The sequence below is a fragment of the Streptomyces albiaxialis genome (assembly GCF_039530985.1).
GTDB classification, from domain to species: Bacteria; Actinomycetota; Actinomycetes; order Streptomycetales; family Streptomycetaceae; genus Streptomyces; species Streptomyces albiaxialis.
Genome location: NZ_BAAAPE010000002.1, coordinates 531715 through 553929, shown reverse-complemented (window position 1 = coordinate 553929; position 22215 = coordinate 531715). Strand labels below are relative to the sequence as shown.

Below are 22215 nucleotides of genomic sequence, written 5' to 3'. Positions count from 1 at the left end.
ACGGGTCCCGAGTCCTGGGTCCCAGGTCCCGCGCCCCGCGCCACGCCCGGCTCACGGGCGCCGGGCGCTGCCCAGGACGTGGAAGGAGTGGGGCATCGCGGGGCCGTCCGGGGGGACGCGGAGGCGTTCGTACGTCAGGTCGGTGAAGCCCGCCGCCCCGATCGCGGCGACCGGGTTGCGGGCGGTGTGGCAGCCGCCGAAGAGCAGGGGCCACACCGTGTGGTCCAGGGCGCGCTGGACGCCCGTCATGCCGGGGCGGCCCTCGGCGATCCCGTGCTCGTAGAAGCGGAGTTCGCCCTCGGGGCGCAGGACGCGGTGGATCTCCGCCAGGGCGCGGGGCACGTGCCGCAGCGAGCACAGCACCAGGGAGACCACCGCCGCGTCGAACGACTCGCTCTTGACCGGCAGCGCCTCCGCCGTCCCCGGCACCACGTCCACCGGCACGTCCGCGCGCAGCGCCGACTCCGCGGCGAGCTGCCGCAGACGGCGCTCGGGCTCGATCGCGACGACCTCGGAGACGGTGTCCGGATAGCGCGCGAAGTTCAGGCCGTTCCCGGCGCCGACCTCGATCACCCGGCCCGAGAGCCCCGCCACCAGCGTCTCCCGGTGCGCGCCGATGCCGAGGCGGTCGTCGGCGGTCACGCTCATGCGTGCGTAGAAGCGTGCGAAGAGCGGATGCCGTACGGCGTCGCGCGGCGGCTTGTTGCTTCTCGCGGGCATCGCGGCTCCTCCCCGTCGTGGTAACGCCAGCGTGCCACGCCTGTGCCGGGGTGTCCGGAGATGAGGCGCGACGGGACGCGATGAGGCGCCCGCCTTTCGCCGCCGCCGCGCCGCGGGGGCCTACCCTCCGGGATCCGCCAGCCGCCACACGCCGCCCAGCTCCGGGGCCAGCCACTCCGGGGCCGACGCCCGGAAGCGGGCGGGGGGAAGGGCGGCCGCGCGTTCGGGGAGCGCTCCGGCGAGGGGCAGGCCGGTGGCCTCCTGCCATTCCGCGAGGTTGCAGCGGGTGGCGAGGTCCGGCGTCGCGGGGAGGCTGCCGACGACCGCGCCCGCGCACGTCAGCCCGCGCGCGCCGAGCGCCTCGGCGGTGAGCGCCGTGGCGTTGAGGGTGCCCAGGCCCGGCGCCGCGACGACCACGACGGGGGCCGCGAGCGCCCGCGCGGCGTCCGCCACGGTGCCGCCCGCCGCGTCGAAGCGGACCAGGAGCCCGCCCGCGCCCTCGACGAGGACGAGGTCGTGCGCCGCGGCCAGCTTCTCCGCCGCCTCCGCGATGTCCGCAGGCCCCACGTACGGCAGTCCCGCCCGCCGGGCCGCAGTCGCGGGGGCCAGCGGCTCGGGATAGCGGGCGATCTCGGCCACCGTCACCCGGGGACCGGCCAGCCGGGCGACCTCCGCGGCGTCGCCGGGCTCGCCCTGTGCGACGCCCGTCTGGACGGCCTTGAGCACCGCCACGGAGCGTCCGTCCCGCACCGCACACGCGGCGAGCGCCGCGGTGGCCACCGTCTTGCCGATCTCCGTCCCGGTGCCCGAGACCACGAGCACGCCTTCCGTCCCGCTCATGCCGCCTCCGCCACGGCGCGCATCGCGGCGCAGATCCGCGCGAGGTCCTCGTCGTCCGTGACGTACGGCGGCATCGCGTACACCATGTCGCGGAACGGCCGGAGCCAGACGCCCGCGCTCACGGCCGTACGGGTCGCCGCCGCCATGTCCACGTCGTGGTCGAGCTGGAGCACGCCGATCGCGCCCAGGACGCGTACGTCCCGCACCCCGGGCAGTGCCGCCGCCGGGGCCAGCCCCGTGCGCAGCGCCGACTCGACGCGGCGGACCTCGCCCGCCCAGTCCTGTCCGAGGAGCAGGTCGAGCGAGGCGCACGCGACCGCGGCCGCCAGCGGATTGCCCATGAACGTCGGGCCGTGCGCCAGCACCGGCACCTCGCCGCGCGAGATCCCGTCGGCCACGCGCGGGGTGCACAGCGTCGCGGCCATCGTCAGATAGCCGCCGGTCAGCGCCTTGCCCAGGCACAGCACATCGGGGGTGATCCCCGCGTGGTCCGCCGCGAAGAGCGCGCCCGTGCGCCCGAATCCGGTGGCGATCTCGTCGAGGACGAGCAGCACGTCGTACTCGTCGCACAGTGCGCGCAGCTCCCGCACGTACGCGGGGGAGTGGAACCGCATGCCGCCCGCGCCCTGCACCACCGGCTCGACCACGACGGCCGCCAGCTCGTCCGCGTGGCGCGCGACCAGCTCGCGCAGCGAGGCGAGATAGGCCTCGTCCGGCTCCGCGCCGAAGCCGGGCGGCGGCGTCTCCGCGAAGACCTGGCGGGGGAGGACGCCCGACCAGAGCTGGTGCATGCCGCCCTCGGGGTCGCACACCGACATGGGATGCCAGGTGTCGCCGTGGTAGCCGCCGCGCCATGTCATGAGCCGCCGCTTCTCGGGCCTGCCGAGCGAACGCCAGTACTGCAGGCACATCTTGGCCGCGACCTCGACGGACACCGAGCCCGAGTCGGCGAGGAAGACGTGCTCCAGGCCCTCGGGCGTGATGTCGACAAGTCGCCTCGCCAGCCGTACGGCGGGCTCGTGCGTGAGGCCGCCGAACATGACGTGGCTCATCCGGCCGAGCTGGTCGGTCGCCGCCGCGTTGAGCACGGGGTGGTTGTAGCCGTGGACGGCGGACCACCACGAGGCCATGCCGTCGACCAGCTCCCGCTGCCCGTACGCCGGTTCGGCCAGCCGCAGCCGTACGCCCGAGGCCGACTCGACGGCGAGCGGTGCCACGGTGCCGGGCATCGGGCCGTACGGGTGCCAGACGTGCTGCCGGTCCAGGGCCAGCAGTTCGTCCGGCCGGAGGGGCTTGTGCTCAGGCATTGGGCGGCAGCTCCGTCCCCGCGCCGCGGCGGCGCACGCCGACCTGTCCGCGCTCCTGCTCGCGCCGGTGCCCCGGCAGGGTGGTGGTGTCCGTGCCCTCCACCTCGAAGCCCGCGTCCGCGATCATGTCGAGGTCGGCCTGGCCCGCCTGCCCCTCGCTCGTGAGGTAGTCGCCGAGGAAGATCGAGTTGACCAGGTGCAGCGCGAGCGGCTGCATCGAGCGCAGATGGACCTCGCGCCCGCCCGCGAGCCGCACCTCGGAGTCGGGGCAGACGAAGCGCGTCATCGCGAGGATCCGCAGGGCCCGCTGCGGGTTGAGGTTCCACTCGCCGGCCAGCGGCGTCCCCTCCATCGGGATGAGGAAGTTGACCGGCACCGAGTCCGGGTCCAGCTCGCGCAGCGCGAACACGACGTCCACCAGGTCCTCGTCCGTCTCGCCCATGCCCGCGATGAGCCCCGAGCACGCGGACAGGCCCGCCGACTGCGCGTGCCGTACGGTCTCCACCCGGTCGGAGAAGTCATGGGTGCTGCAGATGTCGCCGTACGTCGCCTCGGACGTGTTGAGGTTGTGGTTGTAGGCGTCGGCCCCCGCCTCGCGCAGCCGCGCGGCCTGCCCGTCCTTCAGCAGGCCGAGGCAGGCGCAGATCTCGACGTCCTCGTTCTGCTCCTTGATGGCCGCGATCGTCTCGGACACCCGGTCCACGTCGCGGTCGGTGGGCCCGCGCCCGCTCGCGACCAGGCAGACGCGCTTGGCGCCGCCCTTGACCCCGGCCCCGGCGGCCTGCGCGGCCTCGTCGGGCTTGAGCCAGGTGTACTTGAGGATCTCGGCGCTGGAGCCGAGCCGCTGCGAGCAGTACGTGCAGTCCTCGGGGCACAGGCCGGACTTGAGGTTCACCAGGTAGTTGAGTTTCACGCGGCGGCCGAACCACTGGCGCCGCACCTTCCCGGCCGCGGCCACCACGTCGAGCAGTTCGTCGTCGGAGGTCCTCAGTACGGCCAGGGCCTCGTCGCGCGTCGGCAGCTCGCGCCGCAGGCCCTTGTCCACGAGTGTCGTCAGCAGATCCATGGCACAGATCCTGCTCGATATCGCCCCCGGGGGAAATGGAGAACCCCTACAAGACCGCTCGACTCCACTGTGGGCAGAACGACATTCTGACCAGGAGCCCGGCGGGATACGTTCTATGCACTGTCTACAAAGCACCCCCGGGCAGTACCCACGAGTAGCCGTCAGTGTCCGCCAACGGCGACGCCAGTGCCCCGACGAGGAGACCGCGCATGTCCCCGTACCCCCAGGACCCGTTCGCGTGGACCGGCGCCGCGCTGGAGGACCGGCGCGACGCCGGGCTGCTGCGCACCCTGCGCCCGCGCCCGGCCGACTCCCCGCTGCTCGACCTCGCGGGCAACGACTACCTCGGCCTCTCCCGCCACCCCGAGGTCACCGGCGCCGCCGCCGAGGCGGCCCGGCGCTGGGGCGCGGGCTCCGGGGGCTCGCGCCTGGTGACCGGCTCGACGGAGCTGCACGCCGAACTGGAGGCCGAACTCGCCGCGTTCTGCGGCTTCGAGGCGGCCCTGGTCTTCTCCTCCGGCTACGCCGCCAACCTCGCCGCCGTCACCGCGCTCTCCGGGCACGACGGGCTGATCGTCTCCGACGCGGGCAACCACGCCTCCCTCATCGACGGCTGCCGCCTGTCCCGCGCCCGTACGGCCGTCGCCGCGCACGCCGATCCGGAGGCCGTGCGCAAGGAGCTGGCGGCGCGTACGGGGGAGGGGCCCGCGCTCGCCGTGACGGACTCCGTCTTCTCGGTCGACGGCGACGCCGCGCCGCTCGCCGCACTGGCCGCCGCCTGCCGCGCGACGGGCGCGGGCCTGCTGATCGACGACGCGCACGGCCTCGGCGTCCTCGGCGACGGCGGCCGGGGCGCCCCGCACGCGGCCGGGCTCGCCGGGGACCGGGGCACGGTCGTGACCGTCACCCTCTCCAAGGCGCTGGGCTCCCAGGGCGGCGCGGTCCTCGGCCCGGCGCCGGTGATCGCCCATCTGCTCAACACCGCGCGGACGTTCATCTTCGACACCGGCCTCGCCCCGGCCGCCGTGGGCGGCGCGCTCGCCGCGCTGCGGCTGCTGCGCCGCGAGCCGGAGCGCCCGGCGCGCGTGCGCGCGGTCGCCACGGGGCTGTACGAACGGCTCACGGCGGCGGGCCTGGAGGCGGCCCGGCCGGACGCCGCCGTCGTCTCCGTCCGCGCGCCGTCCCCCGAGGCGGCGGTGGGGTGGGCCGCCGACTGCCGCGCGTCCGGCGTCGTCGCCGGGTGCTTCCGTCCGCCGTCGGTCCCGGACGGGATCTCGCGGCTGCGGCTGACCGCGCGGGCCGACCTGACGGAGGACCAGCTCACGAAGGCGGCCGGCACGGTGATCGCCACCGCACCGGCCGCCAGGCCCTGACCGGACCCGTTCCGCTCAGGTCCGTCCGTTCAGGCCCGTTCCGCTCAGGTCACGCCGGACACCTCCCGGCCCCCGTTGCCCGTGCCCGTCGTCTCGCGTAGTGCCGAGACGAAGGACGTCCACGCGTCGCCCGCGAAGAGCAGCACGTGGCCGTCGCCGTCCCTCGTCCTCTTGCTGTCCCGCACGGCGAGCCGCCCGTCGTCGCTCCGAGCGGTCTCCACGCAGTTGTTCGCCCCCGTGCTGTAGCTGCTGCGCCTCCAGCGGAGGTGGTCACACATGGCGAAATCCCCTCAAGTGCCCTCTGCTGCCCCGGCGATGAACGCCAGGGAATCCTCGTAGGACAGGGCGTGCGCCCGCAGCGTGTCGAACGCCGCGGTGTACGCCCGTAGTTCGCTGTGCTCCTCCAGATAGAGGCTACTCGTCAAATGGTCGAGAACAACCACGTCCAGATCAGCAATGTTCGAAAAAGAGAAAATAACGAAAGGACCTGTGATCCCAATGTGCACTCCGCTGGCAAAAGGCAACACTTGGAGGCGAACATGCGGAAGCCGGGCGGCCTGCGCCAGGGTCCGGAGCTGCTCGCGCATCACTCCGCGCCCGCCGATCTCCCGCCGCAGCACCGCCTCGTCCAGCACCGCGTCCAGCCGCAGCGGCGGCCCGCGCCGCAGCACGGCCTGCCGCGCGGCGCGGACCTCGACCAGTGACTCGATACGGCTCTGCGGCGCGTCCGGACCCAGCGCCGCGCGCGTCACCTCCCGCGCGTACGCCTCGGTCTGGAGCAGCCCCGGCACCACCGTCGTCTCCAGCGTCCGCTCCCGCACGGCCTCCGACTCCAGCGAGATGAAGTCCCGGTAGGCGGGCGGCAGCAGGTCCCGGTACGAGTGCCACCAGCCGCGCCGCGCGCCGCCCCGCGACCCGCCGGACGTGCCCGGCCTGCCGTGCGGCGCGGGGACCCGGCCGCCGCCCGCCGCTGCTCCCGGCGGCGCGCCGCCCGGGGGAGCCGTCTCCGGCCCGTCGAACCCGTCGGCCCCGGCCAGCGCGGCGAGCAGCGCCCGCAGATCCGGGTCCTCCACCCGGTACGCGTCCAGCAGCCGCGTCAGATCGGCGGGCTTGATCCCGCTGCGCCCGGTCTCGATCCGGCTCACCTTCGACTGGTGCCAGCCCACCAGCAGCGCCGCGTCGCGGCTCGTCACCCCCGCCTTGTCCCGCAGCCGCCGCAGTTCGGCACCCAGCTTCCGGCGCCGTACGGCAGGCGCGTGTCGCATGGTCCGCTCCCTCCGCCCCTCTGCCTGCCCCGGAATCGTTACCACCCGGGCACCCCGCTCCGGAACCGATACGCCGGGCCGTGGTCCAAATACGTTCTGCCGTCGCAGAGTTCACCGCTTCGAGCGACAGATATATGCACATCCTGGGGGATCAGCCGCATCGCGGGGCCCCGTGATGGCACTCTGGCGCGAAGCAGTTGTCCAAGGGCCGCTCCGTCTCCATCCGCGGCGGCCCCCTCGCGTCACCGCGCACGGACCCGGCGGGAAAGGGACGGCCTCGCCATGGCAGACCTCCAGGAATCGACCATCACCCTGCCGAGCGCCCCTGCCTCGGTCACCGCGGCCCGCAGATACGTCACCACGGTCCTCGCCGAGTGGGGCATGCCGCAGGGCGACGCGGTCGACGCGATCCGCCTCATCGTCTCCGAGCTGGCCACCAACGCCGTCCAGCACACCCGGGGCCAGTCCCCGACCTTCACCGTCGAGGTCCGCCTCGAAGAGGCCGAGCGGCTCCGCGTCGGCGTCACCGACAGTCATCCCCGCAGGCCCAAGCGGCTCCCGGCGGCCGTCCAGCAGGACAACGGCAGGGGTCTGGTCATCATCCGTACGCTCACGGCCGAGTCGGGCGGCGATCTGACCATCACCCCCACGCCGGACGGCGGCAAGACGGTGTGGGTCACCCTGCCGTGGCTCCCCGTCCCCGCGCCCTGACGCGCGCTTCCCGCACTCCGCGTCCGCTGCCCGCCGTCCCCGTCCGGGGCTCAGCCCCTCCCCGTCGTCCCGGGCGTCTCCGTCGTCCCCGCCGGTCCCGTCGTTCCCGTGGGCGTCCGGCCGGGGCCCTGCCTTCCCCCGCACAGCACCCGCCGCAGCCACCACGGCATCGCCGCCCACAGCCCCGCGCACCCCGCGAGCACGCCGACGCCGGTCGCGATCCCGGCCGTACGGCCGAGCACCACGTCGGAGATCAGCAGCACGGACCCGGTGAGCGCCAGCGCGAGGACCGCCATGCCGATCCCGGCCAGCCGCGACGAGACGTCGACGATCGTCCGCTTCACCCCGCGCCGGAAGAGCACCCGGTGCAGCGCCGCCGGGGCCGTGAACAGCATGGCCGCCGACACGGCGAGCAGCAGCGTCACCACGTAGATCCCCCGCTGCGCGGCGTCCAGCGAGGGGAAGCGGGGCGTGAAGGCCAGCGTCAGCAGGAACGCGAAGAGGATCTGAACTCCGGTCTGGAGCACGCGCAGTTCCTGGAGCAGCTCGGCGAAGTTGCGGTCGTCGCGCTCCAGCGGAGTCTCGTTCCTGAGGGGCGCCTCGGCGGGCAGTGACGCGGCCATACGGTGCCGGGTTTCCCGAACGGCGCCGCTCAGTCCCGTTCGTGGCTGAGCAGCACCTCGGCGGCGACGGGGACGAACCCGGCGGCGAGGAAGGCCCGCAGGCTCGCCGCGTTGCCCGGCGCCACCTGCGCCCACAGCGTCTCGTCCGCCGGGACCAGCCCCCGCGCCGCCGCCGCGAGCGCCCGTCCGAGGCCCGCGCCGCGCGCCTCCCCGTCGACCTCCACCGCCGTCTCCCACCGCCCGGCGACGCCCCGCCCCACCAGCACGGTCCCGCCGGGCACGGTCCATACCCGTACGTCGTCGCGGTACAGCAGCGCCCGCGCGACCCGCGGATGCGCACGGTCGGTCGTCTCCGTCAGCCCGGTGGCGGGCGCCACGCGGGGTGCCCGGCCCGGCCGCAGGGCGAGCAGCGCGTCCTGGCTGCCCGCCCTCCTGCCCGTACGGGCGCACAGCGCGGAGAGGAACGGCGGGCCCAGCGGGGCGCCGAGGTCTCCGGGCGGGAGCAGGCCCCGTATCCACTCGGGGTCCGCGTCGGCGAAGACCACCGCGTGCGCGGTGAACGCGAGCACCCCGGCGGCCCGCGGCGACGGCTGCGGCAGCACGGTCAACGAGCCGTCGGCGGCCGGGAATTCACCGTGTGCGGCGGCATCGAGCAACTTGGCGAGATCGTCCATCCCCGCACCCTACGGCTGCGCCGCACCCCGCCGTTCCGCCCCTCAAGGGCCCCTCAGGGCCCGCCCGGTTCCTCCGGCGGGAGGCCCACCAGGCGGGACCTGCGGTCGCCGTCGAGGACGCGCATCGCGCGGGTCAGCGTGACGGCGTGGACCTCGCTCTCGCCCCGGTCGTGCATCAGGGTGAGCGCGTCCCGCAGTGCGGTGGCCCGCCCCACCAGGCTCTGCGCGGCGCGCAGGCCCCGGTAGGTGTCCCCGCCGCGCGCCGGGTTGATCCGGCCGAGCAGGTCGAGGACCTCCAGATACGTGTCGACCAGCTCGCACTCCGCGCGCGTCAGCGCGGGCAGCGGCGGCAGCTCGGGCGGGAGCACCCCGCTCACCTCCCGGCGCGCTGCGCCGCCGACTGCTTGCGGCTGGCCGTGACCCGGTCGATCAGCCCGTACGCGATGGCCTCCTCCGCGCCGAAGACCTTGTCGCGCTCGATGTCCGCGCTGACCCGCTCCGGGGGCTGGCCCGTGTGCTTCACGTACAGCTCCTCCAGCATCTCGCGGGTGCGCTGCATCTCCCTGGCGTGGATCTCCAGGTCCGTCGTCTGCCCCTGCATCGGCTCCTCGACGCGGGGCTGGTGGATGAGGATCCGCGCGCCCGGCAGCGCCATCCGCTTGCCCGGCGCACCGGCCGCCAGCAGCACGGACGCGGCGGAGGCGGCCTGGCCGAGGCAGACGGTCATGAGGTCGCAGGTGACGAACTGCATCGTGTCGTAGATGGCCGTCATCGCGGTGAACGAGCCGCCGGGCGAGTTGATGTAGAGCTGGATGTCCTGGTCGGGGTCGGCGTGCTCCAGGTGCATGAGCTGCGCCATCACATCGTTCGCCGAGATGTCGTCGATCTGGGTGCCGAGGAAGATGATCCGCTCGTCGAGCAGCTTCGAATACGGATCCAGATGGCGGTACCCGTTGCTCGTGCGCTCGGTGAACTCCGGCAGTACGTAGCGTGCTTCGGGTCGCGTCGGCGTCATCGCTCCACACCTCTCGTCATGTTCTCGAATGCGCTCTCGCGTCCGTAAAAAATGTACAGGACGTACAGAACGTATGCTGGGGAGCATGGCTTACGAGATTCCGGTGACGCAAGCCCGCGCAGAGCTCGCCGACCTCATCAATCGCGTCGTGTACGGCGGGGAGCGCGTCGTGGTCACGCGGCACGGAAAGCCCCTCGTGGGGCTCGTATCGGCCGCTGACCTGGAACGACTTGAGGAAGAGAGCGCCGCGGAGCAGGAGGAGGTCATCAGCACCGTCTCCGCCGTGCGGCAGTTCGGCTCCGCTGCGGGCGAACGCGAGGGACGGCGTTTCGGCATCGCCGCCGAGCACCGCGGCCCGGGGGCCGCCGCCGAACACAGGAGCCCGGCCGCCGAACACCGGCGGCCGGGCGAGAGCAGGTGAGACCTCTCAGTTCCTGATCAGGCGCTGAGGGTCCACAGGGCGTGCGCGATGGCGTCGGTGTTGAGGTCCAGCGCCCGCTCGTTGATGTTCGCGGTGGTGTCGCAGGACGCGTGGTAGCAGCGGTCGAACGCCTGGCCCGCCGTGCCGCCCCACTTGCGGGCCTGCGCCGAGGACTTGATCCCCTCGGCGCCGGAGAACGTGCCGCCCACCGTGACGCCCCGGTTGGCGAACGAGGCGTGGTCGCTGCGCCCGCCGACGGAGGTGTACTCGGTCTCGATGCCCTTCGAGCGGTACCAGTCGACGAAGACGCGGGAGATCGACGGGTCGTCCTGGTAGACGAAGTAGCCCGGGTTGGGCGAGCCGATCATGTCGAAGTTGACGTACGCGCTGATCCTGCTCAGCTCGGACTGCGGGAGGCTCGCGACATAGCGCTGCGAGCCGATGAGGCCCAGCTCCTCCGCGTCCCACCAGCCGAACCGCAGATGGTCGGCGGGCTGGAGATCGGCCTTCGCGACGGCGAGGGCCACCTCCAGTATCCCGGCGGAGCCCGAGCCGTTGTCGTTGATGCCGGGGCCGCGGCTGACGGAGTCGAGGTGCGAGCCCGCCATCAGGGTCTGGCCGGAGGAGCCGCCCTTGGGCCAGTCGGCGATCAGGTTGTAGCCGGTCCGGCCGCCGTAGCTGAACTGATGGATCCGTGTCTGGAATCCGGCCTGGTCGAGCCGCCCCTTGATGTAGTTGAGCGAGGCGCGGTAGCCGGTGCGGCCGAAGGCCCGGTTGCCGCCGTTCGCGTTCGCCGCGGCCTGGAGCTCCTTGAGGTGCTGCTGCACGTTGGCCACGGGGATGTCGGGCGCCGCGAGGCGGGCCCGTTCGGCCGTGGCGTCGCTGGCCTGGGCGCCCGCCGTGCCCAGCAGCGTCACGGCGAGCGCCGTGCTGGCCAGGGCCGCGACGACGGCCCGGCGTAAGGATCTGCGGCCGTGGGCGGGTCTGTGTCCGCGGAGGTTTCTGGGTATCACGGTGGGGCTCCGATGCTCGGGAGTGGGGAGTCGCACGCGTCGCGCGGGACACGCGACGGGGATGCACGCGTGAGGGGTGGCCGGCGCGGCTTGAGAGTCCTGCTGTTGCGGAAACCCGTCAAGAGCGCATACCGGACATCCCCCACCGCTCCCCGGTCGCCCCTCCCGGTGCGTTCCCCGGTCGCCCCCAGGGGGCCCCGGAACGCCCCCGGGCCCCACCGTGGCCCATGGGGCGGCTCAGCCCGCGGCGCTCACGGGCGTCGCCGGGACCCGCCGGGGCTCGGGAGTCTCCTCCGCCGGGTTCGCGCGCTCCCTGCGGATGCCGCCGACCGTCACCGCGACCAGGCCCAGGACCGCCCAGACGGTGAGGACGAGGACGGGGGTGTCGGCGGCCCTGCCGTCGAAGAAGGAGACCGAGCGGAGCAGCGAGCCGCCAGCCCCCGGCGGGAGCAACTGGCCGAGCGTGCCCAGCGGTTCGGGCAGCATCTCCGGTGCCGAGGTCATGCCCGAGGTCGGGTTGCCGAGGAGGACGGCGATCAGGGCGCCGAGCCCGATCCCCGCGGTGCCCAGCAGCGCCTCCAGGCCCGCGACCGTCGCGCTGACGGCGAGCGCGGTCAGGCCGATCGCGGCGGCCTCCGCCCACCAGTTGCCGGTGAGCACCCCGAGCCAGGAGTGGGCGATGCCCGCGCCCACGGCGCCCACGAGCGCCGCAGTGCCGAGCAGCACGCCGACCCCGCGCGTCCCGCGCAGCCGCATCAGCGCCACGAGCGCGCCGCCCGCGACCCCGGCGATGGCCATCGGCAGCACGCTCGCGCTCAGCACGGCGCCGCGCGGGTCCTCCGGCGGCGCGGCCACCACGTCGTCCGTACGGACGGCACCGCCGCCGGGCGCCATGTGCGCGGCGGCCTGCTCCAGGGTCTGCGCGACCACGGGCCCGGCCGCGCTCGCGGTCAGCAGCTTCGGGCCCGAGGGCGTCACGGCGACCGCCCCGTAGATCTCGCGGTCCTCGATCGCGTCGCGGGCCTGTGCCTCGTTCGTGTATTCATGCAGCTCGAAGGCGCCCTCGCGCTGCTGCAGCCCCTCGCGCACCTGCTCGGTCGCGGCGGGCGGACCCGCGACGCCGAGCGGCAGATCGCGGGGCTCCGTACGCGCGGCGGGCCAGGCGAACGCCCAGAGCGCGAAGGCGACGATGAGGGGCACGAGGACAAGGGGCGCGAGCAGCGAGCGGCTGTCACGGCTTACGGCGGGGGACACGGCGGGCCTCCTGGGAAGGGACGAAATCTAAAAAGAAGGATCGTTCGTTTTTGAGGATGTGCCCACCGTCCCGCCGTGCGGCCCGCTTGTCAAGAAGGAATGTTCGTTTTACGTTGACGGCATGGCTCGCGTATCCCAGGCACACCTCGACGCACGGCGTCGGCAGATCCTCGACGGCGCCCGCCGCGCCTTCCTCCGGAACGGCTTCCATGCCTCCTCCATGCAGGACGTGCTCAAGGAGACGGGCCTGTCCGCCGGGGCGGTCTACCGGTACTTCGGCAGCAAGGAGGAGATCGTCGCCGCCGTCGCGAGCGAGGCCCTCCAGACCGCCCTCACCTCCTTCGACTTCGTCGGCGCCGCCGACGCGCCGCTCGCCCCCGACGAGCTGTTCGCGGAGGTCTTCGGGCGGCTGGAGAAGGCCATCGGCGCGGGGGAGGACCCCAGGGAGCTGCCCCGGATGCTGGTCCAGGTGTGGGCCGAGGCCCTGCGCAATCCCGAGCTGGCCGAGGTCGTCGCCCAGGCGTACGGGCACCTGAAGGCCCAGTGGTGCAGCCTCGTCGACTCGTACAAGGCGCACGGCTGGGTCGATCCCGAGGTCGACACCGAGCACGTGGCCCGCACCCTGATCGGCGCCGTGCAGGGCTATTTCGTGCAGCAGGCCCTGTTCGGGGGCATGACCAAGGACGACTTCCGGGAGGGTCTGCGGGGCCTGGTCTCCATGGCGCTCCCGCGCGAAGGGGTGGAGGTAAGCCCCCGCGAACAGTGACCAGTTGGTGGATGTGGCGCCCCTCGCGCACCGGCGAGGCTCACCCCATGACGAAGATCAAGCGCCACGCCGCGTTGTGCGTCGCCTCCACCACGGCGGCCGTCTTCACCGGCCTGACCGGTCTCACTCCCGCACCGGCCGCAGCCCAGGCCTCCGCGCGGACGCCTGCGCTGGCCTCCGCGTGGACCGCCGCGCAGGCCCCGGTCGCTCCTCGGGGAACCCTCCGCTGGACCGCGTGCGAGGGCGAGGACGTCGACCCCCGTCAGCAGTGCGCGACCGTCGAGGTGCCCCGCGACCACGCCGACCCCGACGGCCCCACCCTCTCCCTCGCCGTCTCCCGTATCCCGAGCGAGAAGCCCTCGGTACGCAGGGGTGCCCTGCTGCTCATACCGGGCGGGCCCGGCGAGCCCGGGATCGACAACCCCTCCGGCAAGGGGCAGAAACTGCCCCAGAAGGTCCGCGACGCCTACGACCTCATCGGCCTCGACCCCCGGGGCATGGGCCGTTCGACTCCGGTGGACTGCGGCTTCGAGCGCCGCGATATCGCCCCCTCCGCGCTGCGCCCCTGGCCGGGAACCGACGGCTCCGTCACCGGCAACCTCGCCGCGGCGCGGCGGATGTCGGACGCCTGCGCCCGCAACGGCGGCCCGCTGCTGCGGCACCTCACCACCGCCAACATCGCCCGCGACCTCGACCGCGTCCGCGCCGCCCTCGGCGAACCGAGGGTCTCCGCATGGGCCACCTCGTACGGCACCTACGTCGGCGCCGTGTACGCCCAGCTCTTCCCCTCCCGCACCGACCGCGTCGTGCTGGACAGCAACGACGACCCGGACCCCGCGCGCGTCGGCCGCAACTGGATCGCCGCGCACGAACGGGGCGTCGAGGACGCCTTCCCCGACTTCGCCGAGTGGGCCTCGCGGCCCGGCAATCCGGACCGGCTCGCGAGGACCGCGGACGAGGTCCGCCCGCTCTTTCTGCGCCTCGCCGCCCGCCTCGACCGCGAGCCGGTGCCCTGGCCGGGCGCCGACCCCGCGGAGCTGAACGGCAACGTGCTCCGCCACACCCTCCTCACCACGCTCTACGAGCCCGACGGATACCCCGCCCTCGCCCGCCTGATCCGCGCCGCCCGCGAGGGCGCGCCGCTCCCGCCCGCGCCTTGGGCCCCGCCCGAGAAGGCCCTCCAGAACTCCGTCGCCGTCGGCACGGCCACCCTCTGCAACGATGTCGCCTGGCCCCGCTCGGCCGACACCTACCGCAAGGAAGTCGCCGCCAGCCGCGCCGCGTTCCCGCTGACCGCGGGCATGCCGCGCAATGCGATGCCGTGCGCCGCCTGGCCGTACGAGCCCCGCGAGGCCCCCGTACGCGTCACCGGCCGCGGCCCCTCGAACATCCTCCTCATCCAGAACGAACGCGACCCCGCCTCCCCCTTGGCCGGGGCCCGTAGACTCCGCGCGGCCCTCGGCGACCGCGCCCGCATGGTCACCGTGGACGCGACCGGCCACGAGTCCTACCTCGCCAACGGCAACGCCTGCGGCGACCGCACGGTCACCCGCTTCCTGACGACGGGAAAGCGGCCGGCGGGTGATGTGCGCTGCGACTGAGCGCGGCACCGGTCCCGTTTATTCGAGAGCCCGCAGTATCAATGTGCTGACCGCCAGCAGCAGGAACGGGTACTGCGGGCCGAACGTGAAGTCGCGTACGCGCACGTGGGTCACGACGGCGGCGGTGAAGAACAGAACGAGCCCGACCGCCGCGGCCACCGCGAGCGCCGGTACCCAGAATCCGGCCAGGAGACCGATAGCCGCCGCGGTCTTCGGAACGCCCAGCCAGGGCATCCACGAGCGGGGCACGCAGGGCTCTGTCGCTTGGGCAGCATTCCGTTCTACGCGGTCGGAGTGAGCCTGGGGGACGAGATCGGAGTCTCCCTCGAAGAGGGCAGGATCATCTTCAATGGAGTGGTCCGTGACAAGGGGCATGCAAGGGTTCGCGTCATCGTATTCGACCCGAGTGAAAGCGCGACCGTGATTCGCGAGATCGAGGAAGCGGGTGGGCGTTGCGAAGTTGGAGCAGAGGATTGACATCGAAGAATCCAAGATGCGGGGCAATTAATTGACCCGAGAGGTCCGGTTCGAGGCCCTGCCCGGGAGACCCCAGGGCAGGGCCTCCTGAGGTGAGGTGTGGAACTCTCCAAGCGGCGGATACCTGCCGTAAGCCTCTGTCTGGAGTTTGTGATGGGAACATGGGGTTCAGGGCCGTTCGACAGCGACACGGCTGAGGACTTCCTCGACGCACTGGAAGAACAGTCCGCTCATCAGCGGCTAGCGATTGTGGAGCGGACGTTCCGTTCCGCTGTTGAGGGGCACGGGAGTTCGTCCTCCTCGGTGCTGCCAGAGGAGGTGATGACTGCTGCTGCTGCTGTGGTTGCGGCACATGTTCCTGCTGGGCATTCTCTGACTTGGAACGAGGAATACCCGGGAATCACGGAATGGCTGGCGAAACCAATCGCGCCTGCCTTGGCTTCATCTGCTGTCCAAGCGCTGGAAGTGGCATTGCCCTCAGACGGCTGGTTCTGGCGAAGTTGGGTGGATGCCGAGGAGAGGTCTGAAGCTCAGAATGCGATTGACCGCTTGCGGTTTGTGTTGCGTCCCGTGGAGGTGAATTGAGGGCGCCGCCCAGGGTGTCGATGGCTTGACGTTGGAGGCGGAACCGTACGCGGGCATGGGCGGTGGCGGTGACGCCGATGTGGGCGTGGCCGCGGAGTTCCTTGATGACGACGAGTTCGACGCGCTGTTCCAGGAGCAGGGTGGCAGTCGAATGGTGTAGGTCGGGCAGCGGGTGCGGCGGAGGCCGGTCTTGCGGGCGGGCGTGACGATGGCCCGCAAGGTGACGCGGTGCGCCGTCACGGAAAATGACAAGCGCTTCAACGAGTTGCCGGTAGGCAGCCACCGAAGACGGCATCGAGGAACTCAGGGCCACCCATGAACACCCCTTCTGGTCCCACTCGGAGGACGAGCGGGTCGAGGCCCGCTCTCTCAAGCCCGGCATGACCCTCCGCACCCGACGGCGACACCGTCATCGTTACGGCGAACGACGCCTACACGCGTCATGCGCGCACGTATGGGCAGTACGTCACTGGCTTCATCGTCAAAGTGACCTCCCGCAATCGATTACCGCTCGACTACTCGGTCAAGAGCCTGCCCATCGTCGACTTCGTCGTAGAGGGACTGCGTAAGAGCGGCCGTTCTCGTGCGGACGTCGAGCCGACGCTGTTCGGGTTCGGTACCTACGTCGGTGAGGTGCTGGTGCGGCGTGCCGGTGCTGTGTGGATCGACTTCCACGCCGACCAGCGGGCGTACTTCGGTCAGGGCATCGGCATGCGGATGCCCGACGGGCGGGTGTGGAGTCCCCTGGGGAGGGTCGTCAACCGCTTCGAGGGTGGGGGAGTGGAGTCCCTGGAGAGGTTCTGTCTCACCCTGCCGGGGCGGGGACGGCGGAGCGTGGAGGCCGACTAGGGATACGGACGGCTGCCGCTGCTGGCCGTAGCCCGTAGCCCCCGTCACCGGAGGAATTCCCGTGCTCCGCGCAGGCGGGTGCGCAGGAGGGGTTGGGTTGCCCCGGCGTCGAGGCGGACGTCGAGGGCGCCGGGGATTCGGGCGTCGGCCCGGTGGGCCGTGGGGAGGCGGGTGGGGTCCAGGTCGTCGCGGTGGGCGACGAGGGTGCCGAGTTCGTGACGGCTGACCGCGTCCGTTCCCGCGAGGTGGAACACGCCCGCGTGGTCGGACGCCGCGAGTTCGAGCAGGGCGGAGGCCAGGTCCCCGACGTGGACCGGGCAGCGGATGTCGTCCGTGAAGTGGACGTCCGCCGCGTGGGCCCGGCGTTCGTGCACGGAGTCGCCGTTGCCGACGATCAGCGATGTACGGGCGACCGCCGCCGCCGGGGACAGGTGGCGCACGGCGGTCTCGGCGGCGGCCTTCGCCGCGCCGTAGGGGGTGACGGGGTCCGGGAGGCATCGCTCGTCGTAGTGAATCCGCGCCCCCGAGAACACGGCGTCGCTGGAGACGTGCACCAGGCGGCACCCCCGGCGCGTCGCGGCGAGCGCGAGGCGGATCGCGCCGTCGGCGGTGACGGACCAATCGGCCATGCCGCTCGTCGCGTTGATGACGGCGTCGGGCGCGGTCGCGGTGAGCACCTGGTCGATACGGGCGGGGGAGCGGAGGTCGAGCCGGTGCCACGGGGTCCCCGGGGCTCCGCCCCGGCGGGAGCGGTACGTCGCGGACGTCTCTCAGCCCCCGGCCCTCGCCCGGCGCACGAGTTCCGTACCGAGGTAGCCGCTGCCTCCGACGATCAGCACTCTCATGCGCCCCACCGTAGGCCCGGTCCGCCCCCCGTCGCGGCGTTAACTGCCGCGAAACACAAGGGAAGTAATCCCGGAGTAATGCCTGGGTAATGTCCCGGGTCCAGCCCGGACCCCCGTTTCGCTTGTGTGATACATCTACCTTTGAGTGCGTCGCCCCAAGTGACCGGGTCGCTCCAGGCCCCGGCGCGACGACTGTGAGGTGGAGACCATGCAACTGACCCCGCACGAGCAGGAACGGCTGCTCATCCACGTGGCGGCCGACGTCGCCGAGCGGCGCAAGGCCCGTGGGTTGAGGCTCAATCATCCCGAGGCCGTCGCGCTGATCACCTCGCACGTGCTGGAGGGCGCCCGCGACGGACGTACGGTCTCCGAGCTGATGGACTCCGGTCGTTCCGTGCTCGGGCGGGACGACGTGATGGACGGCGTTCCCGAGATGATCCACGACGTGCAGGTCGAGGCGACCTTCCCCGACGGGACCAAGCTCGTCACCGTTCACGAGCCCATCGCCTGACGGGAAGGGACCTGTTCATGATTCCCGGAGAGATCCTCTACGCCGCGACGCCCGTGACCGTCAACGAGGGCGCCGAGGAGACGCGGCTGACCGTGCTCAACACCGCCGACCGGCCCGTCCAGGTCGGCTCCCACTACCACTTCGCCGAGGCGAATCCCGGGCTCGACTTCGACCGGGAGGCGGCACGCGGCAAGCGGCTGAACGTCGCCGCCGGCACGGCCGTCCGTTTCGAGCCCGGCATCCCCGTCGACATCACCCTCGTCCCTCTCCGCGGCAAGCGCGTCGTCGCCGGTCTCCGCGGCACCATCGGAGGCCCCCTCGATGCCTGAGCTCTCCCGTCCCGCCTACGCCGATCTCTTCGGCCCGACCACCGGCGACCGGATACGGCTGGCCGACACCGGGCTGGTCGTCGAGATCGAGGAGGACCGCTCCGGCGGTCCAGGACGCTCCGGCGACGAGGCCGTGTTCGGGGGCGGGAAGGTCATCCGCGAGTCGATGGGCCAGGCCCGTACCACCCGCGCCGAGGGCGCCCCCGACACCGTGATCACCGGCGCGCTCGTCCTCGACCACTGGGGCGTCGTCAAGGCCGACATCGGGATTCGCGACGGCCGTATCGTCGCGCTGGGCAAGGCCGGGAACCCCGATACGATGGACGGGGTCCACCCCGACCTCGTCATCGGCCCCGAGACCGAGATCATCGCGGGCAACGGCAAGATCCTCACCGCCGGGGCCATCGACGCGCACGTCCACTTCATCTGCCCCCAACTGATCGACGAGGCCCTCGCCTCCGGCATCACCACGCTCGTCGGCGGCGGCACCGGGCCCGCCGAGGGCTCCAAGGCCACCACCATCACCCCCGGCGCCTGGCACCTCGCCCGCACCCTGGAGGGCATGGACGGGCTGCCCGTCAACGTCGGCCTGCTCGGCAAGGGCAACACCGTCTCCCGCGACGCGATGCTCGCTCAACTGCGCGGCGGCGCCGTCGGGTTCAAGATCCACGAGGACTGGGGCGCGACCCCCGCGACCATCGACGCCTGCCTGAGCGTCTGCGGCGATACCGGGGCCCAGCTCGCCATCCACACGGACACCCTCAACGAGGCCGGGTTCGTCGGCGACACCCTCGCCGCCATCGCCGGACGCGGCATCCACGCGTACCACACCGAGGGCGCGGGCGGTGGGCACGCGCCGGACATCATCACCGTCGTCGGCGAGCCCAACGTGCTGCCGTCCTCGACCAATCCGACCCGGCCGCACACCGTCAACACCGTCGAGGAGCACCTCGACATGCTGATGGTCTGCCACCACCTCAACCCCGCCGTGCCCGAGGACCTCGCCTTCGCCGAGTCCCGCATCCGGCCCAGCACGATCGCCGCCGAGGACACCCTGCACGACCTCGGCGCCATCTCGATCATCTCCTCCGACTCCCAGGCCATGGGCCGTATCGGCGAGGTCGTGCTGCGCACCTGGCAGACCGCGCACGTGATGAAGAAGCGGTACGGGGCCCTCCCCGGGGACGGCGAGGCCGACAACCGCAGGGCCCGGCGCTACGTCGCCAAGTACACGATCAACCCCGCCGTCGCGCAGGGCATGGACGCCGAGATCGGCTCCGTCGAGCCCGGCAAGCTCGCCGATCTGGTGCTGTGGGACCCGGCGTTCTTCGGGGTCAAGCCGCAGACCGTGATCAAGGGCGGGCAGATCGCCTACGCGCAGGTCGGCGACGCCAACGCGTCCATCCCGACCCCGCAACCGGTGCTGCCCCGCCGGATGTTCGGCGCCACGGGCCGGGCGCCCGGCTCCAACTCCGTCAACTTCGTGACGGAGACGGCCCTCGACGACGGGCTCGCCGAACGCCTCGAACTCGGGAAGCGGTTCGTCGCCATCAGCGACACCCGCCCCGTCACCAAGGCCGACATGCGTGAGAACGACGCCCGCCCGGACGTCAAGGTCAGCCCCGACACCTTCACCGTCACCATCGACGGCACCCCGGTCACGCCCGACCCGGCGCCCGAACTGCCCATGGCCCAACGCTACTTCCTCTTCTGATGTCCCGAGCCGCACTCCTCGTCCTGGCCGACGGCCGCTTCCCGGCGGGCGGCCACGCCCACTCGGGCGGCGCGGAAGCAGCCGTGAAGGCGGGCCGCCTCACGGACGTGCCGTCGCTCGCGGCGTTCTGCCGCGGGCGGCTGCACACCGCCGGGCTGACGGCCGCCGGCCTGGCGGCCGCCGCGGCGAGCGGCGCGTTCGACCCCCTCGTCCTGGACGAGGAGGCCGACGCCCGTACGCCCTCGCCCGCGCTGCGCCGCACCGCCCGCAAGCTGGGCCGGCAGATGATGCGCGCGGCCCGCGCCGCCTGGCCGGGCCCCGAGCTGGACGCGCTCGCCGCGGCCCGGCCCAAGGGCGCGCACCAGCCCGTCGTGCTCGGGCTCGCGGCGCGCTCGGCGGGGCTCGGCCCGCTGGACGCCGCGTACGCCGCCGCGTACGAGAACGCCGGCGGCCCGGCCACCGCCGCCGTACGCCTGCTCAGCCTCGACCCCTTCGACGCGACGGCCGTGCTCGCGCGGCTCGCGCCCGAGATCGACGCGGTGGCGCGGGAGGCCGCCGACGCCGCCGCGACCGGCGACCCCGGCGCGCTGCCCGCCGCCTCGGGACCGCTGCTGGACATCACCGCCGAGGCCCACGCGACCTGGCCCGTACGGCTGTTCGCGTCCTGAGCCCCCCTCGAAAGGAACGTTCACCCATGCACCTCGATCACGAACTCGACGAGATGTTCCCCGAGCGCCACACCCACGGCGCCGCCCACCCCACCCGCGCCGACGGCACGCGCCGCGCGCTGCGCGTCGGGCTCGGCGGGCCCGTGGGCTCCGGCAAGACCGCCACCGTCGCCGCACTCTGCCGCGCCCTGCGCGACACGCTCTCCCTCGCCGTCGTCACCAACGACATCTACACCTGCGAGGACGCCGCCTTCCTGCTGCGCGAGGCCGTGCTGCCGCCCGAGCGGATCACCGCCGTGGAGACCGGCGCCTGCCCGCACACCGCGATCCGCGACGACATCTCCGCCAACCTGGAGGCGGTGGAGGACCTGGAGACAGCATTTTCTTCCGAGGGGGTCGGGCCGCTCGACCTGATCCTCGTCGAGTCCGGCGGCGACAACCTCACCGCGACCTTCTCCAAGGGCCTCATCGACGCGCAGATCTTCGTGATCGACGTCGCGGGCGGCGACGACATCCCCCGCAAGGGCGGGCCCGGCGTCACCACCGCCGACCTGCTCGTCGTCAACAAGACCGACCTCGCGCCCTACGTCGGCTCCGACCTGGAGGGCATGGCGCGCGACGCCAAGGCCCAGCGCGGCGAGCTTCCCGTCATCTTCCAGTCGCTGCGGGGCGAGAGCGGCGTCGGGCCCGTCGCCGACTGGGTCCGCGCTCAGCTCGACGCCTGGCGCGCGGCCTCTCCCGTCTCCTCGGCCGCATGACGACCGCCCTCCCGCCCTCGGGCGTCCGCGCGACCGCCCGTATCGCCGCCGTCGTGGACGCCCGGGGCCGTACCGCGCTGCCCGTGCTCAGCGGCGAGGGCCCCTTCGCGCTGCGGCGTACGCGGTCGGCCGACCCGGCGCGGGCCCGGGTCACGCTCGTCGGGGCGATGAGCGCGCCGCTGACCGGCGACCGGCTCGCCGTCGAGGCCGAGGTGGGGGAGGGCGCGGCGCTGCGTGTGGACGGCAGCGCGGCCACCATCGCGCTGCCGGGCCTCCCGGGCCGTACGGGGGAGGCGCAGGAGCCCGCCCGCTACGACGTACGCCTCGATGTCGCCGACGGCGCCACCGCGCACTGGCTCCCGGAGCCCCTCATCTCGGCGGCGGGCAGCGATCTGCGCCAGCACCTCCGCGTGGACCTGGCCCCTTCCGCGCGGCTCGTGCTCCGCGACGAGCAGGTGCTGGGCCGTACGGGGGAGGGGCCGGGGCGGCTCGGCACCCGGCTCACCGTGCGCCGCGGGGGACGTCCGCTGCTGGACCAGCGGCTCGATCTCGGCCCCGGAGCACCCGGATGGGCGAGCGGCGCGGTGATCGGCCGGGAGCACCGGGCCGTGGGCCAACTCCTCGTCGTGGACCCGGACTTCGGGGCGGAACCGCCCGGTCCGCGGGTCCTGGGGGAGACCGCCGTGGTCACTCCGCTCGCCGCCGGACCGGCGATCCTGGTGACAGCCGTCGCGCCGGACGCGCTCCAGCTCCGACGGCTGCTCGACCGGTCGCACATATTCACGTCTTGGTAAAGATCACAGGTGCGGCCTGTCACTTACCGCCGGTGA

At 73.0% G+C, this 22215-nt stretch carries 27 protein-coding genes and 2 pseudogenes; 14 read left to right on the top strand and 15 right to left on the bottom strand.

Annotated elements, in window-relative coordinates; all coding sequences use genetic code 11:
* Positions 1 to 51: 51 nt before the first annotated feature.
* The 4 genes from ABD343_RS07540 to bioB form a co-directional block, all read right to left on the bottom strand.
* Entirely contained in the window at positions 52 to 720 is a 669-nt protein-coding gene (locus ABD343_RS07540; protein WP_344525360.1) for a class I SAM-dependent methyltransferase, read from the bottom strand.
* A 120-nt stretch (positions 721 to 840) separates the two neighbouring features.
* Positions 841 to 1560 (bottom strand): dethiobiotin synthase, encoded by a 720-nt coding sequence (gene bioD, locus ABD343_RS07535; RefSeq protein ID WP_344525358.1) that lies wholly within the window; start codon positions 1558 to 1560, stop codon positions 841 to 843.
* Positions 1557 to 2867, bottom strand: coding sequence for an adenosylmethionine--8-amino-7-oxononanoate transaminase (locus ABD343_RS07530; protein WP_344525356.1), 1311 nt, complete (start codon positions 2865 to 2867; stop codon positions 1557 to 1559). Before ABD343_RS07530 ends, bioD begins: the two co-directional genes overlap by 4 nt.
* Positions 2860 to 3933 (bottom strand): biotin synthase BioB, encoded by a 1074-nt coding sequence (bioB, locus tag ABD343_RS07525; protein ID WP_344525354.1) that lies wholly within the window; start codon positions 3931 to 3933, stop codon positions 2860 to 2862. The genes ABD343_RS07530 and bioB overlap by 8 nt, the downstream gene beginning before the upstream one ends.
* A 209-nt stretch (positions 3934 to 4142) precedes the next feature.
* Here bioB and ABD343_RS07520 point away from each other — a divergent pair, with 209 nt between their 5' ends.
* Positions 4143 to 5306 (top strand): 8-amino-7-oxononanoate synthase, encoded by a 1164-nt coding sequence (locus ABD343_RS07520; RefSeq protein ID WP_344525352.1) that lies wholly within the window; start codon positions 4143 to 4145, stop codon positions 5304 to 5306.
* Between the two features lie 44 nt (positions 5307 to 5350).
* Here the strand turns inward: ABD343_RS07520 and ABD343_RS07515 are convergent, their stop codons facing one another.
* Positions 5351 to 5584, bottom strand: a complete 234-nt coding sequence (locus ABD343_RS07515; RefSeq protein WP_344525350.1) for a DUF397 domain-containing protein — start codon at positions 5582 to 5584, stop codon at positions 5351 to 5353.
* 12 nt (positions 5585 to 5596) lie between these two features.
* The gene (locus tag ABD343_RS07510) at positions 5597 to 6571 is read right to left on the bottom strand and encodes a helix-turn-helix domain-containing protein (protein ID WP_344525348.1); all 975 of its coding nucleotides are present in this window, start codon (positions 6569 to 6571) and stop codon (positions 5597 to 5599) included.
* 282 nt (positions 6572 to 6853) lie between these two features.
* Between ABD343_RS07510 and ABD343_RS07505 the strand changes: the two genes are divergently transcribed.
* A complete protein-coding gene (locus ABD343_RS07505) occupies positions 6854 to 7282 on the top strand; it encodes an ATP-binding protein (protein WP_344525347.1) in 429 nt (142 codons plus the stop codon).
* Between the two features lie 50 nt (positions 7283 to 7332).
* Here the strand turns inward: ABD343_RS07505 and ABD343_RS07500 are convergent, their stop codons facing one another.
* Genes ABD343_RS07500 through ABD343_RS07485 form a run of 4 tightly spaced genes read right to left on the bottom strand, consistent with a single transcriptional unit; the run spans position 7333 to position 9594 of the window.
* Entirely contained in the window at positions 7333 to 7905 is a 573-nt protein-coding gene (locus tag ABD343_RS07500) for a DUF6328 family protein (RefSeq protein WP_344525345.1), read from the bottom strand.
* A gap of 29 nt (positions 7906 to 7934) precedes the next feature.
* Positions 7935 to 8579, bottom strand: coding sequence for a GNAT family N-acetyltransferase (locus ABD343_RS07495; RefSeq protein WP_344525343.1), 645 nt, complete (start codon positions 8577 to 8579; stop codon positions 7935 to 7937).
* 53 nt (positions 8580 to 8632) lie between these two features.
* A complete protein-coding gene (locus ABD343_RS07490; protein WP_344525341.1) occupies positions 8633 to 8947 on the bottom strand; it encodes a hypothetical protein in 315 nt (104 codons plus the stop codon).
* Between the two features lie 5 nt (positions 8948 to 8952).
* Complete coding sequence (locus ABD343_RS07485) at positions 8953 to 9594, bottom strand: ATP-dependent Clp protease proteolytic subunit (RefSeq protein ID WP_344525339.1); 642 nt, start codon at positions 9592 to 9594, stop codon at positions 8953 to 8955.
* Between the two features lie 85 nt (positions 9595 to 9679).
* On the opposite strand from ABD343_RS07485, the gene ABD343_RS07480 reads away from it, so the two are divergent.
* Entirely contained in the window at positions 9680 to 10015 is a 336-nt protein-coding gene (locus ABD343_RS07480; RefSeq protein ID WP_344525337.1) for a type II toxin-antitoxin system Phd/YefM family antitoxin, read from the top strand.
* Positions 10016 to 10032: 17 nt separating this feature from the next.
* Here the strand turns inward: ABD343_RS07480 and ABD343_RS07475 are convergent, their stop codons facing one another.
* Both ABD343_RS07475 and ABD343_RS07470 read right to left on the bottom strand, forming a co-directional pair.
* Positions 10033 to 11028, bottom strand: coding sequence for a M28 family metallopeptidase (locus ABD343_RS07475; RefSeq protein WP_344525335.1), 996 nt, complete (start codon positions 11026 to 11028; stop codon positions 10033 to 10035).
* 237 nt (positions 11029 to 11265) lie between these two features.
* Positions 11266 to 12282, bottom strand: coding sequence for an ABC transporter permease (locus tag ABD343_RS07470; protein WP_344525333.1), 1017 nt, complete (start codon positions 12280 to 12282; stop codon positions 11266 to 11268).
* Between the two features lie 121 nt (positions 12283 to 12403).
* Between ABD343_RS07470 and ABD343_RS07465 the strand changes: the two genes are divergently transcribed.
* Both ABD343_RS07465 and ABD343_RS07460 read left to right on the top strand, forming a co-directional pair.
* On the top strand, positions 12404 to 13048 hold the full coding sequence (locus ABD343_RS07465) for a TetR/AcrR family transcriptional regulator (protein WP_344525331.1): 645 nt from the start codon (positions 12404 to 12406) through the stop codon (positions 13046 to 13048).
* A gap of 47 nt (positions 13049 to 13095) precedes the next feature.
* The gene (locus ABD343_RS07460) at positions 13096 to 14649 is read left to right on the top strand and encodes an alpha/beta hydrolase (RefSeq protein ID WP_344525329.1); all 1554 of its coding nucleotides are present in this window, start codon (positions 13096 to 13098) and stop codon (positions 14647 to 14649) included.
* Between the two features lie 18 nt (positions 14650 to 14667).
* On the opposite strand, the gene ABD343_RS07455 is transcribed toward ABD343_RS07460, so the two are convergent.
* Complete coding sequence (locus ABD343_RS07455) at positions 14668 to 15000, bottom strand: DoxX family protein (RefSeq protein WP_425578120.1); 333 nt, start codon at positions 14998 to 15000, stop codon at positions 14668 to 14670.
* Here ABD343_RS07455 and ABD343_RS40945 point away from each other — a divergent pair.
* Both ABD343_RS40945 and ABD343_RS07450 read left to right on the top strand, forming a co-directional pair.
* A complete protein-coding gene (locus tag ABD343_RS40945; protein ID WP_425578114.1) occupies positions 14914 to 15126 on the top strand; it encodes a DUF4265 domain-containing protein in 213 nt (70 codons plus the stop codon). The genes ABD343_RS07455 and ABD343_RS40945 overlap by 87 nt on opposite strands.
* Before the next feature lie 153 nt (positions 15127 to 15279).
* Complete coding sequence (locus ABD343_RS07450) at positions 15280 to 15711, top strand: DUF4259 domain-containing protein (protein ID WP_344525594.1); 432 nt, start codon at positions 15280 to 15282, stop codon at positions 15709 to 15711.
* Here ABD343_RS07450 and ABD343_RS07445 read toward each other — a convergent pair.
* A pseudogene (locus ABD343_RS07445) lies at positions 15701 to 15903 on the bottom strand (site-specific integrase); the annotation flags it as partial. The gene ABD343_RS07450 and the pseudogene ABD343_RS07445 overlap by 11 nt on opposite strands.
* Positions 15904 to 16197: 294 nt before the next feature.
* Here ABD343_RS07445 and ABD343_RS07440 point away from each other — a divergent pair.
* Positions 16198 to 16560, top strand: a complete 363-nt coding sequence (locus ABD343_RS07440; protein ID WP_344525328.1) for a hypothetical protein — start codon at positions 16198 to 16200, stop codon at positions 16558 to 16560.
* A gap of 44 nt (positions 16561 to 16604) precedes the next feature.
* Here the strand turns inward: ABD343_RS07440 and ABD343_RS07435 are convergent.
* A pseudogene (locus tag ABD343_RS07435) lies at positions 16605 to 17405 on the bottom strand (sugar nucleotide-binding protein).
* Between the two features lie 208 nt (positions 17406 to 17613).
* Between ABD343_RS07435 and ABD343_RS07430 the strand changes: the two are divergent.
* The 6 genes from ABD343_RS07430 to ABD343_RS07405 are packed head-to-tail and all read left to right on the top strand — an operon-like array spanning position 17614 to position 22179.
* A complete protein-coding gene (locus ABD343_RS07430) occupies positions 17614 to 17916 on the top strand; it encodes an urease subunit gamma (protein ID WP_344525326.1) in 303 nt (100 codons plus the stop codon).
* A 17-nt stretch (positions 17917 to 17933) separates the two neighbouring features.
* Complete coding sequence (locus ABD343_RS07425) at positions 17934 to 18245, top strand: urease subunit beta (protein WP_344525324.1); 312 nt, start codon at positions 17934 to 17936, stop codon at positions 18243 to 18245.
* On the top strand, positions 18238 to 19959 hold the full coding sequence (locus ABD343_RS07420; protein WP_344525322.1) for an urease subunit alpha: 1722 nt from the start codon (positions 18238 to 18240) through the stop codon (positions 19957 to 19959). The genes ABD343_RS07425 and ABD343_RS07420 overlap by 8 nt, the downstream gene beginning before the upstream one ends.
* Positions 19959 to 20627 carry an urease accessory protein UreF gene (locus ABD343_RS07415; protein ID WP_344525320.1) on the top strand — a complete coding sequence of 223 codons (669 nt, stop codon included), beginning with the start codon at positions 19959 to 19961 and terminating at the stop codon, positions 20625 to 20627. Before ABD343_RS07420 ends, ABD343_RS07415 begins: the two co-directional genes overlap by 1 nt.
* A gap of 26 nt (positions 20628 to 20653) precedes the next feature.
* A complete protein-coding gene (ureG, locus tag ABD343_RS07410) occupies positions 20654 to 21385 on the top strand; it encodes an urease accessory protein UreG (RefSeq protein ID WP_344525318.1) in 732 nt (243 codons plus the stop codon).
* Positions 21382 to 22179 carry an urease accessory protein UreD gene (locus ABD343_RS07405; RefSeq protein ID WP_344525316.1) on the top strand — a complete coding sequence of 266 codons (798 nt, stop codon included), beginning with the start codon at positions 21382 to 21384 and terminating at the stop codon, positions 22177 to 22179. Before ureG ends, ABD343_RS07405 begins: the two co-directional genes overlap by 4 nt.
* The last annotated feature ends 36 nt before the right edge of the window (positions 22180 to 22215 follow it).